At 50.4% G+C, this 14,827-nt stretch carries 10 protein-coding genes, 1 other RNA gene and 2 pseudogenes; 11 read left to right on the forward strand and 2 right to left on the reverse strand.

The features are described from left to right. Positions 1–49 precede the first annotated feature (49 nt). From M2374_RS21535 to M2374_RS21575, 9 genes are all read left to right on the forward strand, one after another. On the forward strand, positions 50–1,459 hold the full coding sequence (locus M2374_RS21535) for a TolC family outer membrane protein (RefSeq protein ID WP_181688858.1): 1,410 nt from the start codon (positions 50–52) through the stop codon (positions 1,457–1,459). After that, on the forward strand, positions 1,456–3,642 hold the full coding sequence (locus tag M2374_RS21540; protein WP_181688857.1) for a type I secretion system permease/ATPase: 2,187 nt from the start codon (positions 1,456–1,458) through the stop codon (positions 3,640–3,642). Before M2374_RS21535 ends, M2374_RS21540 begins: the two co-directional genes overlap by 4 nt. 7 nt (positions 3,643–3,649) lie before the next feature. Further along, positions 3,650–4,813 carry an HlyD family efflux transporter periplasmic adaptor subunit gene (locus tag M2374_RS21545; protein ID WP_117343876.1) on the forward strand — a complete coding sequence of 388 codons (1,164 nt, stop codon included), beginning with the start codon at positions 3,650–3,652 and terminating at the stop codon, positions 4,811–4,813. Between the two features lie 72 nt (positions 4,814–4,885). Further along, positions 4,886–5,248, forward strand: a transfer-messenger RNA (tmRNA) gene (gene ssrA / locus M2374_RS21550). Between the two features lie 82 nt (positions 5,249–5,330). Continuing rightward, positions 5,331–7,031: a site-specific integrase gene (locus M2374_RS21555; protein WP_048240587.1), complete on the forward strand. Its 1,701-nt coding sequence runs from the start codon at positions 5,331–5,333 to the stop codon at positions 7,029–7,031. 2 nt (positions 7,032–7,033) lie between these two features. Next, a complete protein-coding gene (locus tag M2374_RS21560; RefSeq protein ID WP_048240585.1) occupies positions 7,034–8,095 on the forward strand; it encodes a hypothetical protein in 1,062 nt (353 codons plus the stop codon). 542 nt (positions 8,096–8,637) lie between these two features. Continuing rightward, positions 8,638–9,216, forward strand: a complete 579-nt coding sequence (locus tag M2374_RS21565) for a recombinase family protein (RefSeq protein ID WP_048240581.1) — start codon at positions 8,638–8,640, stop codon at positions 9,214–9,216. 326 nt (positions 9,217–9,542) lie between these two features. Further along, positions 9,543–9,881: a hypothetical protein gene (locus tag M2374_RS21570; protein WP_048240578.1), complete on the forward strand. Its 339-nt coding sequence runs from the start codon at positions 9,543–9,545 to the stop codon at positions 9,879–9,881. Between the two features lie 1,200 nt (positions 9,882–11,081). Next, positions 11,082–12,044, forward strand: a complete 963-nt coding sequence (locus M2374_RS21575) for a reverse transcriptase family protein (RefSeq protein ID WP_247752466.1) — start codon at positions 11,082–11,084, stop codon at positions 12,042–12,044. A gap of 991 nt (positions 12,045–13,035) precedes the next feature. Here M2374_RS21575 and M2374_RS21580 read toward each other — a convergent pair. Next, positions 13,036–13,541, reverse strand: a pseudogene (locus tag M2374_RS21580) (S24 family peptidase). 6 nt (positions 13,542–13,547) lie between these two features. On the opposite strand from M2374_RS21580, the pseudogene M2374_RS21585 reads away from it, so the two are divergent. Both M2374_RS21585 and M2374_RS21590 read left to right on the forward strand, forming a co-directional pair. Further along, positions 13,548–13,649, forward strand: a pseudogene (locus M2374_RS21585) (hypothetical protein); the annotation flags it as partial. 94 nt (positions 13,650–13,743) lie between these two features. Continuing rightward, complete coding sequence (locus M2374_RS21590) at positions 13,744–13,986, forward strand: DinI family protein (RefSeq protein ID WP_047414238.1); 243 nt, start codon at positions 13,744–13,746, stop codon at positions 13,984–13,986. A gap of 128 nt (positions 13,987–14,114) precedes the next feature. On the opposite strand, the gene M2374_RS21595 is transcribed toward M2374_RS21590, so the two are convergent. Beyond that, complete coding sequence (locus tag M2374_RS21595) at positions 14,115–14,666, reverse strand: recombinase family protein (RefSeq protein ID WP_038998783.1); 552 nt, start codon at positions 14,664–14,666, stop codon at positions 14,115–14,117. Positions 14,667–14,827 lie beyond the last annotated feature (161 nt).

Genomic DNA, 14,827 nt, shown 5'->3' on the forward strand with positions numbered 1-14,827 from the left:
GTCCGGGGCAATAACAGTCGTCACTGCCGTATTTTGAAAGGGATATACGATGAGAAATGTCGCCTCTGTTACGTTGCTGCTGGCATTCACGCTCTGTTCCTTACAGGTGAATGCCGAAGATGAACCGCAAATCATTACGCCGGAAGGGCTGGCCACCAGCCAGATGCTCCCCTCTCTGGATGGGTCGGTGGCCGAACTCCCGCTGAGCGCCGCCGCGCCCGGCAACCTGACGCTTAACGATGCGGTAAGCCGCGCCGTAAGCTGGCATCCTGCGATCCGTGAATCGATCGGCAAACTGCTCTCGCAAAATGAGCAGATCGACGTGGCGAAATCCAAATACTATCCGCAGGTCACGGCCGGGGTGAACAACGGCTACAGCAATACCTATAACGATCATGGTTTCAGCCCGTCGCTGGTGATCTCGGTCTCGCAAATGCTGTATGACTTTGGCAAAGTCGCCAGTCAGGTACGCGCCGAGACTGCAGGGGCCGCCCAGCAGCAGGCTAACGTCTTACTCAGCATTGACACCGTCGCCCACGAAACCGCCAACGCCATTGTGCAGGTACAGTCCTGGCAGCAAATGGTCGACGCCGCCGAAGCGCAGCTCTCCGCTCTGAACGGCATTGGCAGGTTAACCCGACAACGCAACGATGAAGGAGCCACGTCGCTCTCTGACGTTGTACAAACCGATGCGCGTATCGAATCCGCTCGTTCGCAGCTGGCGCAGTATCAGGCGAACCTCGACAGCAGCAAGGCGACACTGATGAGCTTTCTTGGCTGGAATTCGCTCAACGGTGTCAGCAACGCGTTCCCGGTGAAACTGGACAGCAGCTGCGACATCACCAGGCCTGATGACAGGCTGGTACCTGCGGTGCTGGCAGCCTGGGCGCAGGCTAATGTCGCACAGGCCAATCTGGATTACGCCAACGCGCAGATGACGCCCACTATCTCTCTTGAGCCTTCCGTGCAGCACTATCTCAATGACAAATATCCCAGCCATGAGGTGCTCGACAAAACGCAGTACTCCACGTGGGTGAAAGTCGAGATGCCGCTGTATCAGGGAGGCGGACTCACCGCCCGACGCAACGCCGCTGGTCATGCGGTAGACTCGGCGCAGTATTCCATCCAGCGCACCCGCCTTGACGTGCGCCAGAAACTGCTCGAATCCCGCAGCCAGGCGATGAGTCTTGCCTCCGCCCTGCAGATCCTGCGCCGCCAGCAACGGCTGAGCGAACGCACGCGCGAACTGTATCAACAGCAATATCTGGATCTCGGCTCTCGTCCGCTGCTCGACGTGCTTAACGCCGAGCAGGAGGTGTATCAGGCCCGCTTTGCCGAATTGCAAACCCAAAGCCAGCTTCGTCAACTCCAGCTGAACTGCCTCTACAATACCGGCACGCTGCGCCAGGCGTTCGCCCTCAACAATCGCAGCATCCAGTCAGTGGAGATCCAGCTATGAGCCACGTCGAGCCGGGTGTAGAAGAGACGATTAGCGAGTCCGCCCTGAACCTGTGGGCGCAGGCCATTAGCCACATTGCCAGCCACTATCGCGTCACCTGCTCGCCCGGCGCGATTCAGGCCAACGCTCCGTGGTTTGCCGGAAAAAATAAGCCCCTCGCACTGACGCAACTCGCGCGCCAGGCGGGGCTGTCGTTTCATGCGCTGGATACCACAAAACAGCTGTTCAGCCAGTGGCGTTTACCGGTTGTGGCGGAGCTACGCGACGGCCAAATTATGGTAATAGAGCACTTCAACGGTAACGATGCGCTGGATGTGTTTATCATCGCCGAAGAAGGCCAGCGCAACCGGCTGGCGATTGCCGAGCTGCTGCCGGAGATCCACACCATTACCGCCCTGCGCCCGCTGTCGGCGCTCAAAGACAGTCGGGTCGACCGCTATGTTTCGCGCTTTAAGCCGGACTGGATGCGCGACCTGGTGCTACAGGACATCCGGCCTTACCTGCCGGTGATGGTAGCCGCGTTCCTGATTAACGTTCTGTCGCTCGCCGGGATTATCTTCTCGATGCAGGTTTACGATCGGGTGATCCCGGCCCAATCGTATCCCACGCTGTATGTGCTCTCGACCGGCGTGCTGGTGGCGGTGCTGTTCGGCTTTTTACTGCGCGAAGCCCGTACCCATATCATGGATGTACTCGGCAAGCGCGCCGACATGCGCATTTCCGATCGCGTGTTCGGCCACGCACTGCGCCTGCGTAACAGCGCCATCCCCCGCTCCACCGGCAGCTTTATTTCCCAGCTCCGCGAACTGGAGCAGGTACGGGAGATGATCACCTCCTCAACCCTGTCGACCCTTGTCGATCTGCCCTTTTTCTTTTTGTTTATCGTCGTGATGGCCTGCATCGCCCCGCAGCTTGCGTGGATAGCGCCCGTCGCTGCGATCCTGATGATCCTGCCTGGCCTGCTGTTACAGAAGAAGCTGGCTGTGCTCGCCAACCAGGCTGCACACGAGTCCACGCTGCGTAACGCGGTGCTGGTCGAAAGCGTCCAGGGGCTGGAGGACATCAAGCTGATGCAGGCGGAGAACCGCTTTTTGCAGCAGTGGAACAGCTACATCCGCATTACCGGCGAGTCCGGACTGCGCACGCGCAAGCTGACTCAGGGGCTGATTGGCTGGGGCATGTCGGTACAAAGTCTGGTCTACGCTGCGATTATTATGTTCGGTGCGCCGATGGTCATCGAAGGCACCATGACTACCGGCGCGGTCGTGGCGGCCTCAATGCTCGGCTCAAGAATGATTGCCCCGATGGCAAATCTGTGCGGCGTTTTGGCGCGCTGGCAGCAGGTCAAGGCAGCGAAGACGGGGCTGGACAGCATTATGCAGCTCCCCACCGAAACCCAGCACGATGAGAATCGGGTACATCAGGAAATCTTTCGCGGGCACTATCTGTTTGAGAACGCCCACTTCCGCTACCACAGCGACGATCAGCAGGTACCGCTGCGCATTTCTCGCCTCGAAGTGATGCCAGGGGAACGCATCGCCATCCTCGGGCGTAACGGCGCGGGGAAATCCACCCTACTACAGGCCATGGCGGGCGGTGTGGAGCTGATTCAGGGCGACGTCCGGCTCGATAACCTGAGCCTGGCGCAGATCGACATGGCCGATTTACGCCGCAACATCGGCTTTCTCAGCCAAAACGCGCGCCTGTTTTTTGGCACGCTGCGTGAGAACCTGACCCTCGGCGCGCCGCATGCCAGTGATGCGCAGATATTCGACGCGCTGGAAGTCAGCGGCGCAGCCACCTTTGTTAAACAGCTCGCCAAAGGGCTGGGACACCCGATTATGGAAGGCGGCAACGGCCTCTCCGGTGGGCAGCGGCAATCCATTCTGCTGGCAAGAATGCTGCTGCGCTCGCCCAATATTGTGCTGCTCGACGAACCCAGCGCCTCGCTGGATGAACATACCGAGCGGGAGTTTATTCAACGGCTAAACCAGTGGCTCGGCAACCGCACGCTGATCGTCGCCACCCATCGCGTACCGGTTCTGGAACTGGTCGAGCGCGTGGTGGTGTTAAAAGAAGGTCAACTGGTGATGGATGCCCCGAAAGCACAGGCGCTGAACGCGAGTCGCGCGCCTGCACAGACTCACGGTCGGGAGTGGAAAAATGAAAACCAATCCGCATGATGCCGCCATGGACGACCTCGACATCCGCCACGAACAGCGCTTTTCCGGTGCCAGCCGAATTATCCTGCTCAGCACGCTGCTGTTTGCCATTCTGGGCATCTGGGCATACTTCGGGACGCTGGATGAAGTCTCCACCGGCAGCGGCAAAGTGATCCCCAGCTCGCGCGAACAGGTGCTGCAGTCGCTTGACGGCGGGATCCTCGCCGAACTGACGGTGCGCGAAGGAGACAAAGTACAGGCCAATCAGGTAGTGGCCCGTCTCGACCCGACCCGCTCGGAATCTAACGTCGGCGAAAGCGCCGCCCGATACCGCGCTTCGCTGGCCTCCAGCGCGCGACTCAATGCCGAAGTCAACGATCTGCCGCTGACCTTTCCCGATGCACTGAACGCCTGGCCCGACCTTATCGCCTCCGAAATCCGGCTGTATAAAAGCCGTCGGGCGCAGCTTGCCGACGCGATGGTCGAACTCCAGGATGCGCTGGTCTCGGTAAATAAAGAGCTGGCAATCACCCAGCGGCTGGAGAAAAGCGGCGCCGCCAGCCATGTGGAAGTGCTGCGCCTGCAGCGACAAAAAAGCGACCTCGGACTAAAAATCACCGACCTGCGCTCGCAGTATTACGTGCAGGCGCGGGAAGCACTGTCAAAAGCCAACGCCGAAGTGGATATGCTGGCGGCCATTTTGAAAGGGCGTGAAGATTCCGTCACCCGCCTGACCGTGCGCGCCCCGATGCGCGGCATCGTGAAAAACATTCAGGTCACCACCATTGGCGGCGTGATCCCGCCCAACGGCGAGATGATGGAGATTGTGCCGGTCGACGATCACCTGCTGATAGAAACACGCCTGTCACCGCGCGATATCGCCTTTATTCACCCCGGACAGCGGGCACTGGTGAAAATCACCGCCTATGACTACGCCATTTACGGCGGACTGGAAGGCGTGGTCGAAACCATCTCCCCGGACACCATTCAGGACAAAGTAAAGCCAGAAGTCTTCTACTACCGCGTGTTTATCCGCACCCATCAGGACTATTTGCAGAACAAACTGGGCCGTCATTTCTCGATCGTTCCGGGCATGATTGCCAGCGTGGATATCAAAACCGGTGAAAAAACCATCGTCGACTATTTAATCAAACCGTTTAATCGCGCAAAAGAAGCGCTACGGGAGCGCTAAATCGTTGAGGATAAGGGGTTGCAGGGGCTGGTCACGCGTGTCACAAGTCTGTTATACTTGCCTTAACACATTGGGGCTGATTCTGGATTCGACGGGATTTGCGAAACCCAAGGTGCATGCCGAGGGGCGGTTGGCCTCGTAAAAAGCCGCAAAAAAATAGTCGCAAACGACGAAAACTACGCTTTAGCAGCTTAATAACCTGCTAAGAGCCCTCTCTCCCTAGCTTCCGCTCTTAAGACGGGGATCAAGAGAGGTCAAACCCAAAAGAGATCGCGCGGATGTCCTGCCTGGGGCTGAAGTGCTAAAACTAATCAGGCTAGTTCGTTAGTGGCGTGTCTGTCCGCAGCTGGCGTGCGAATGTAAAGACTGACTAAGCATGTAGTGCCGAGGATGTAGGAATTTCGGACGCGGGTTCAACTCCCGCCAGCTCCACCAAATATTACGGCCTGATTCTCTTAGAGTTTCAGGCCGTTTTTCTTTGGGCGTGTGGCACAACTGTGACTCAGGAGTGTACCATATGCCATCAAACAACATCCCTCATTACCTCTACAAGCGTAACCATACTTGGTGGTTCAGGAAGCGTTTTGTCGCTCAGAGCAAAGTAATCGAGTTCAGATTGAGCCTAAAAACCTCAAGCCTCAAGCGAGCCCAGCTTCTAGCCCTCCATTTGCAGACTCTTTGTCTTCATATGGTTGCTTCTTTGGGGGACCCCAACCAGAAGAAGAATCTAATGGACTCCAAGACAAAACAAACTATCGACTCCATGCTCAGAGCTCAAATTGCTGAGTGGACAGCGGAAGAAACAGAACGCTGGTTTGATCGCCCTGAACGCACCGGAGAAGATCTCGACAGAATCCTTGAAGACATTGATACGTGCCTAACGGGTTTGAGTGGACGAATCAAACTCGACAACAGACCTCATCTTCGTCAGGACGAAGCCAATATCATTTTGGATAAGCTTCCTCATCTAAAATCTTCACTCAGCGAGTCCGATATTCAGGAAATTGCCCGCCAAGTTGCACTAGGGAAAGTCCAATCACTGGAAGATACACGTGAAATCATTCTTGGTCGGAAATCCCGCTGGAATCAGCCTTCTCCAGCTGTCCCTCAATCCGCTTTTATCGATGAACAAGAAGAAACGCCCACTCTGTCTGAACTCTTTGACAAATACGCAGAAGAAAACAAAGCCAAGGGCCATGCCGGGCGAACGCAAAAAAAATACGACTGGTACAGAGCACTGGTCATCAGCTTCTTTGGTGATGTCCAAGTTCATACGATCACAGGCACTATGGGGAGGGAGTTATACGAAAACCTATCAAAGTTGCCCCTCAATCTGCAACAAGAGGAGTTATCAGCGTCGCCTCTGCTTGAGCTAATTCAGAATAGTGATTCTAAAAGGATTGCCCTTGTTACAGCTGGTGGTCATCAGGGAAAAATTGCCAATTTTTTCGATTGGGTAGTTGACCGTAAGCACATCAAATCCAGTCCCTTTCCTAGTAAAAGTATCCCTCAACCGAAGAGAAACCACAAAGATGACCGACAGTCGGTTACCGATGACGAAGCGAAATTAGTATTCAGTCATCCATTATTTACAAATCATATGGGAATCAAAACTCAACTGATTCAACACCCCCACCACTATTTCCTTCCCCTGATTTGCCTGACCACAGGGATGAGAACTGGAGAGGTAGCACAGCTCTATATTGATGATATTGAAGATGTAGGAGGAGTCCACTGCATCCGTGTAGACAAGCGCCGTGATGACCAGTGGCTAAAAACACCCAACGCGAAACGCTATATCCCTCTACACAAAGAAATTGTGAGACTTGGATTTCTAAATTTTATCAGTGACTTGAAGGAGAAGGTGGGGCAAGAATCTCGGTTATTTCCAAATATTCCACTAATTCAGGACAGTTACTCCGCAAAGCCTAGTGAATGGTTTATTCGTAATTTCAGAGACAACCTAGGGCAGCCCAAACACGTCACATTGCATGGATTCCGGCACTTGTTTAGAGATAAATTAGCGAATGTTACCGACTCAGAGGAAAGGATTTGCCGATTGATGGGTCACCAAACCAGCAACTACGGCAGCTCTTTGCCCACTAGTCAGCGAGTTATGCAAGACTTAGTCAATTCAATTGATTTTCAGGACATTACCTCTGATGTAAAACCCTACACGTCGTTATGCATGTTCCATCAGCTCAACGGGAGGGCTTAACAATGAGTCAGATTATTAGCCAGAGCCAGCTGTATCTCCCAGCGGATAGCACTCTTCCCCGCCATGCAATGTTCCGTCAGACAATCGATCACGAGTGGCACATCAATCTCTATATGCTGTTTAAAAACCTACCGAAGCCCCGTGGTTCGAGGGCTATTTGGTATAAAACCAGCCAGAGCATGGTTCAAAAATTACCCAGTGACATCTTCGAGCGTGAAATTCGTGAGATATGTGCCGTTTTATATGATCAAATCGGCAAAAACACGTGGATTTCAGTCCGTTCAGCCTTAGTCTTACTGACTTACGGCTCCCGAAATCACAAGCATCTTGAAGTTGCTCTTTGGGTCGAACAATACACAGGTATCAGGCTTCCCCGTCCAAAAGGACTTAGTCGGAGAGAGGTTGTCTTTGGTCACAAACTACGTGCATTCATCGATGCCGAACTCACAAGCGTCACCTACGGTGATTATGAGCTGTATTCTCAGCATCGCATGTGCAATGGCAAGTACTACGTTGATTTTGCGGTAAAACATTACTGGAATGGCGATGAGGATAGTTCAAACTATCACCTGTACCTCATTGAGTTTGACGAAGAAGAACACGCTTTATCACCAAACAAGGCAGCCGACCTGATTAGAGACACAGAAATCAAAAAAGAGGCTCCTCACACAACAATCATCAGGGTCAAACATGATGAAAGTGATGACTGGTTTGATCTAGTGCGTGAAAACAATCGCCTTATTGGCTTTGAATCAGCTTTTTTGGACGGAATCATCACCGCCTGTCGTACTGTCGAAGGTGATTCACTCATCATTGATTCGAACTCAGCAATGAAGGCATATGATTCTAGACAGAACGTGAATGCAGATATGCTCACTCACGAGAAACAGCCGTTGCGTGGTATCAAAGAGGCTCTGAAGAAATGTGGCATCCGTTGTAATGATTGCAGAACAAAGAAGCAACGCCAGTTACAGGTGCCACTGGAATCATTCGCTACAACTCTTCACCGTTGGCTGCCTGCCAAAAGCGTCGAGCACATCCTTAGTAACCTGAAATCAAGCTAATCGTTTGAGCAAGGTTACATCGAAACGTTGATAGCATGGGGATTGCGGTGAGTTCAAACTCCGTAACCCCCAAAACCTACCGCAACACAGTCCTATAGCCTCTATAAATGTATAGGGATTCAGTCGTCATAGGTGAGTTACTTCAAAGTAATGGCTGACAGCATCAACCTTTTTGGCAGATCTCACATCATTTGAAAAGTGTCACCGCCCTTAGTCAATACCTCAGCATATCGTCGGTATAAGCAACGTGTTAACCACAACAGGAGGCACTATGTTTATACGTGATGTAATCGTCCCGGCACTGATAACTGGCTTGGTTGCCTTTGCCACAGCTCTACTTGAAACAATCATCAAGATGTTCACTCCCCCAGACGTTTCCTCAATCTAACCAACCACTTTCCCCCTGCCAATAACCATGCCCTAAAGATCTGCCACCACTGCAACGATGGAATGCCCGTTCAGGTCATGCCACAGGGTTGCTTTGGCGTTTTGGCAGGTCTTTGCAGCATAGCATGGCCTATTGGCAGGGTAAGGAGTCCACTATGGCAACCATCGGATACGCCCGCGTTTCAACTACTGGGCAAAGTCTGGATGCACAACTCTCCGCCCTCTCCGGATGCGAGAAGATATTCAGGGAAAAAGTCAGTGGGGCAAAAGACGACCGCCCTGAACTGCTGGCAATGCTCGAGTTCGTCCGAGAGGGCGATACGGTTCAAGTAACGAAACTCGACCGACTCGCCCGTAACACCCGCCACTTACTAGAAATCTCGGAATACCTACAAGGTAAAGGTGTGGCGTTGAACATCCTCAATATCGGCATAAATACTGCCACCCCAACCGGAAAGCTCATGCTGACGATGATTGGAGCGATTGCGACATTCGAGCGTGAAATGATGCTTGAGCGTCAGGCCGAAGGGATAGCACTGGCAAAGCTAAAGGGTAAGTACAAAGGCCGTAAAGCAACAGCTCGCAGTAAGGCACTGGAAGTTATTGAACTGCTAGAAAAGGGGCTGAGTAAACCGGAAATATCTCACCAGTTGGGAATCGGCATTACCAGCATTTATCGCATCGTCAGGGCTAACAGACCCGACTTACTGGAGAACAAGTATTGCAGCGACTAAAGGGGGGCTTACTGATTGCCTTGCTCTACAACGTAAACGCCTTAGCAGCGCCCCCTATCAATGTCTGGCTCCGTTGTGCGAATGGCATTCATGCAACGATCAAAGATGACGTACTGACTGCTGAGGGCGTGATGGCACTGCCATTTGAGCATACGGAAAACGAAACCAACCAACAGATAACATTAGTCTTCGCCGACGCTCATACAGAAGCAAAGATACAAATCAGATATAGCGGACCAGCATTCTATCTTAGAGACACGGATGGCAGTTGGGCTCCATGTATCGCAACAAAAATACCCTAAATTCCCCACTTTAAGGAAAATACTATGAGAACACTGACACGGACTTTGACAATTGCATTAATGCTCTCTGCATCCAGTCTTGCCACCGCATCATCTTTGGAAGACCAAGTCATTGATTTGAGCTGTCCAAGCAATGTCAGAGGCACACTTCATATGAATAATACTTGGCAGGATGGCTATTTCTCTGTTCGGGGCTTTGGAGTTCTTGCCCTAAGATCCTTTGAACAACAGAACCGGGAACAAGCTGTACTCACGTTCAGTAATGGCGATGTGAGAGCCAAAATCCGGACATGGGTCAAGGATAACGAGATTCGCTTCTATTTGTGGGATAAGGGCGACTGGAAGTCTTGCGACTGGCAATAGCTACAGCAATGCATGAATTCAGCTCCCCGTAGGGGGTTGAGTTCACTATTTGTGGTATTACATTCCAAAAGCGAGGCGGCTCACATTTTTTAGATAAAGGGGAAGGTCAAGCCTTGATCTCCTTGAATGAAGAAAAACCATACTCATATCAAGAGTACTTTTCTAACATTTAGAGGTTTCAATGACAACTTGCCAAGAACCACATCGATATGATTCCATGTTTGCCACCCTTCCTGAAGATCAAAGTTATCCTCACCGCCATAAATGTGCAGGTTGTGCTTACGAAGCGGGTTTTCAAGCCGGCCTATCAAATCAAGAACCTGAGGCCACTACGGCACTTAATTCTCTTTTAGAAAGCCAAGCCGCTGAGGTCAGGCATAGAAGCCCACGAGTAGCCTACTACCAAGGATACACAGATGGCCTAAACGAGTATTACGTCCAAAACCCCCGTGGGTAGCTAAAAGCGACTGAAGGTATTTCGACTGATTATAGCTACAACAATACATGAATTCAGCTTCCTGCTAGGGAGTTGAATTCGCGTCCTAATTCCCCTCTCTCATCATCACTCACATTTCGAAACAAATCGCTTACCGCTCTATTGCTAACTACATGAATATGATCATAAAATGTCCCTGCTAGTACCTAGGAGAGACTTTCTCGCAAAAGCTTGATGGCCTGCTTGTCAGCCATCGTGGAGGTTTCGGCCTCTAATCTCTCCCCCACACGACGCATGCTACGCTTACGCAGTGTTCCAACGTTACGATGCTACGCATCACCGACGCTCTGGTTCGTACTGGGACAGCTAGGATTGCTGGATTTGTGGCGAGAGGACGTCACTCTGTGACGTCGAAAACTGGGGTTAATTGCTGAACATCTCTTATTCCTGTCAGTTCAGGCGAGACTGGTGGCCATGTTGGTCATCGGGAACTGAAAGGGAGATGTAATATGGGTCGTAAGACACGTAAAAGTCGAAAGACGCGTACAAGTCGAAAGACACGTAAGAAGTACCAGGCTAGTGTTCAGCAAACGTTTTGTGTAAAGGAGAAACTAAAGAAATACTCCAAAGATACCGGTAAGTACATCCTTGCCTTGGTTTTCAGCGAAGTGTTTTCTACGGTTTTTCATTCTGAAGCTGTTGCCTCTATCTTTGCATCCATCAAGGGATTCCTGTAATGGAGGCTATAATGGATTGGAGCAACAATGATGAAAAGCACAAAACGTACCCCTAGTCTTCAAAGATCCCCAAAGATTTACCCTTTGAATCAATCCCCTCTATTCAAGCTTAAAACCAGAAAAAAACTATTTGATATCATAGGCTTGTCAAAGAAGCAGGCTGATAAACTCATGCTTGACTCTGCGTACAAAGAATTCGAAAACGACGCAGGAAGGAAGATTCAGGAACCGATCGCCCAACTCAAAGCGGTTCACAGGAAGATCGGCGTTTTATTAAGCAGAATCGAATTACCTCTATATCTTCACTCGGGTCGGAAGAAACATTCAACACTAACTAATGCAGAATCACATAAGCAAGCAACTGAACTTCTGAAGCTCGACATTCACAAGTTTTTCCCCTCGACTAGCGCTGCTAAGGTCTACAAAGCATTTGTTGATAAATTTGAGATGTCACCTGATGTGGCATATGTAATGACCAATCTCGCAACCTTTGCAGGAAAAGTGCCCACAGGCAGCCCGATAAGCATGGCTATGGCGTTTTGGGCCAATAAAGATATGTTTGACGAACTTAGCAGCCTTGCGACCTTAAACAGCTTAGTATTTACAGCATATGTTGACGATGTCGCGTTCTCTGGTTCAAAAATCCCAAAAGGATTTGCCGCCCAAGCTAAAAAATGTATCCGTTCTCATGGCCTCACCTCTAAAGACAAGAAAGAGCGATTTTATCCGTCTTCAGAGGGCAAACTGCTTACAGGGATAGTGATTCAGGATGGGGAACTTAAGGTTCGTTGGGCACACTATGATTCAATCGGAAAAGAATTCGCTACTTTGGCTGACGCAAAAGACAACGCAGCAAGAATAATCCATCTAGAAAAGCTGGCAGGTAAGCTGCATGCGGCCGGTCAAGTTGACTTCAGACAGAAAGACAGAGCTCGCTTCTTCACTCAGCAACTCAGAGCAGCCAAAAAGCAATCAACTCAGGGCAGTTAAGGCTATTGATCGTAGCTAGTTGGGTGTGCCATACTGCTGTGACATTGATTCCCGCTACATTGCTCAAAGAATCAGACAGTTAGTATTTGGTGTCGCTTCAAGCCAGCTCCACCAATCATGATTGGACAGTGCTAGGACAGCACTAACAAAAACAGGATGTTAGCAGTCTCAGCAGGACACCGACCAGACGGTGAGGAGACAAAAAAGGATACGCAAAGGAGCCGCGGCTCCTGAGTGACATGAAAGCCCGCTTATGCGGGCTTTTTTATAAAATTTCATATGTAAATGTCACGGATACAACACTAGCGATCAAACTTTCATTTTTTACCAATTGTTTACATAGCTCCCAAGCCTTACGCGGCCTGCATCCGATAGCCATTAAACTGTTTCATCCTCAGCTCAACCTCAAAATCAACTCTTGTCCTGAAAAGAATCCCTACTAGAATGGTCACCATAAAGCGAATAACTTCAAGAGCTAATTAAGTATCGCTTGGATAGAGCTCAGTGGGCAGTCCAATCCTGAGATTATAATTGTGGTAAAATCAATGCGATAAAAAAGTGGGAGGAAATATGAATTGATTCTAAGAGAAAACAGTTCGTTTAAAAATAAAAAAGCCCTGATTAATCAGAGCTTTAATACTGGATTGTGTTTGACGGCCATCATTCCCAATCCAACACACGCCGCCAAGGGCATGCCATCATTTGATGTAGATATTAGTGTAATATTATTTCTACGTCAATCCTGTGCCTGCGGTCTATGTTATTCCAATGGAGAAAAGCAAATGTGGCGATTCCTAGAACGCTATCTGGATGCACCCTGGCACAAAAAACTGAGCATAATTTTTTTATTACTCTTATGCTCACCTTTTGCCATATACAATCTACTTAAAATCATTTACTAACTTTAAGTAGACACAAAAAGCTGGCTAAGGTCAGCTTTTTTTAAACAAATTTTTCAGTAATGAACAATCTGAGTTTCGCATGACTATTCCTACATCACTGGGCAGTCATCAAACTCCGCGTTCCTGGCATCATTAATGATGTAAGTAACCACCCCGAATATAGCGGGTGCAGAACCGTAACCGTCATCATCTACTGGTAGCGCCTCCCTTCTCCCGCTCTCCAGATTAATCAGGTGGGGTTGAGGATGAGTCCTATATCGCTTGATCCTGAACTCCCCGTCGATTGCACATATCAGAAGTGAGCCATCACAGGCAGTAAGTGACGCATCTACCACAAGCAGCGCACCCTGGAGTATCCCTTCCCTGAAATGTGAACGCGATGCCCGCATGAAGTAAGTCGCTGCTGGCTGGCTGATAAGCTGCTGATCGAGGGAGATCCTCGTTTCAACGTAATCGCTGGCCGGTGAAGGGAACCCCATGGCTAAAGCCCTCCGTTTGGATTGAACAGCTGAAAGGTTCGGTTCTCGCCTTCCTGCGTTGATACATCGCGGAATGTTGTCACATAACATTCTATCCAATCGTTGGCCTGCTTCATCGTCCAGTGCCAGTTAACCTTACCCAGTTCCTGGACAAACCGCTGTGTGGTGACAGTCTTCCGACCATTCGGTTCTCGCTGTATCGAAGCATGCCAGGCTATTTCAATATCGCTACGTCGTGGCATCATTAACCCTTCTTGAATACTGGATAAAAAAACAGTATAAATACTGTGTATCCATCCAGTAAAGAGGAAATAAGCAATGTTCGTGGAACTCGTTTATGACAAAAGGAATTTTGATGGCCTGCCCGGTGCAAAAGATATCATTCTGGGCGAATTGACTAAGAGGGTTCACCGGGTCTTCCCTGATGCTGATGTCCGGGTAAAACCGATGATGACACTGCCGGCGATCAACACTGACGCCAGCAAGCATGAGAAGGAACAGATAAGCCGTACTGTTCAGGAAATGTTTGAAGAGGCTGATATGTGGCTGGTTTCAGATTAAACGCCTTGAACCGTCATATTGCTTAAGTACAATCCGCCGTGACTGGCAATCATTCAATACTCGCACTATCGAACGTTCGCCAGTTCGCCGCCGCCCGTTCTTGCATACGACGACGCGGTGGCGTCTTCTCAACGCCGCGCAGGAAATTTTTTGTATAGCGTCGACACCCCTACATCATAAATTATAGCCACACGTTTTCTAGACTCACCTGCAGCAATCAACCTTCCAGCCTGAGCCCACTCTTCTGCGGTTAACTTTGGTCGTCTGCCGCCGATCCGACCATCTTCGCGCGCAGCAGCTAAGCCAGCCCGTGTTCGCTCAACAATAAGCTCTCTTTCCATCTCAGCAAGCGCCCCCATGACATGAAAGAAAAAGCGCCCCATTGGTGTTGAGGTATCTATACTGTCGGTCAGGCTACGGAAGTTTACCCCTCGCTCCCTCATTTCTTCGACCAGCACGACAAGATGCCGCATGCTGCGCCCGAGGCGATCCAGCTTCCATACCACCAGCGTATCGCCTTCTGATAGCGTCCTGAGCACCTTTTTTAATCCTGGTCTGTCGGACACCTTACCGCTGATCTTATCTTCGAAAATCAGTTCACATCCTGCACACTCGAGCGCGTTTCTTTGCAATGCTGTGTTCTGGTCATTTGTTGACACCCGTACATAGCCTATAAGCATGATCAATCCCTTCGCTAAAAGCCGGGATCATGCCATCTGCACCAGAAATATTCATTTTCGTAAACGTTGGTTTAGTAGAAACAATAAAACTGGCTGCCGGAGCGCTGCCAGTAGCAGGAGGTAATTTACTTGGGCAGATTTACTTTTCATTATCACAACCT

Origin of the sequence: Citrobacter sp. JUb117 (assembly GCF_024809055.1) — a bacterium.
GTDB lineage: Bacteria > Pseudomonadota > Gammaproteobacteria > Enterobacterales > Enterobacteriaceae > Citrobacter > Citrobacter gillenii.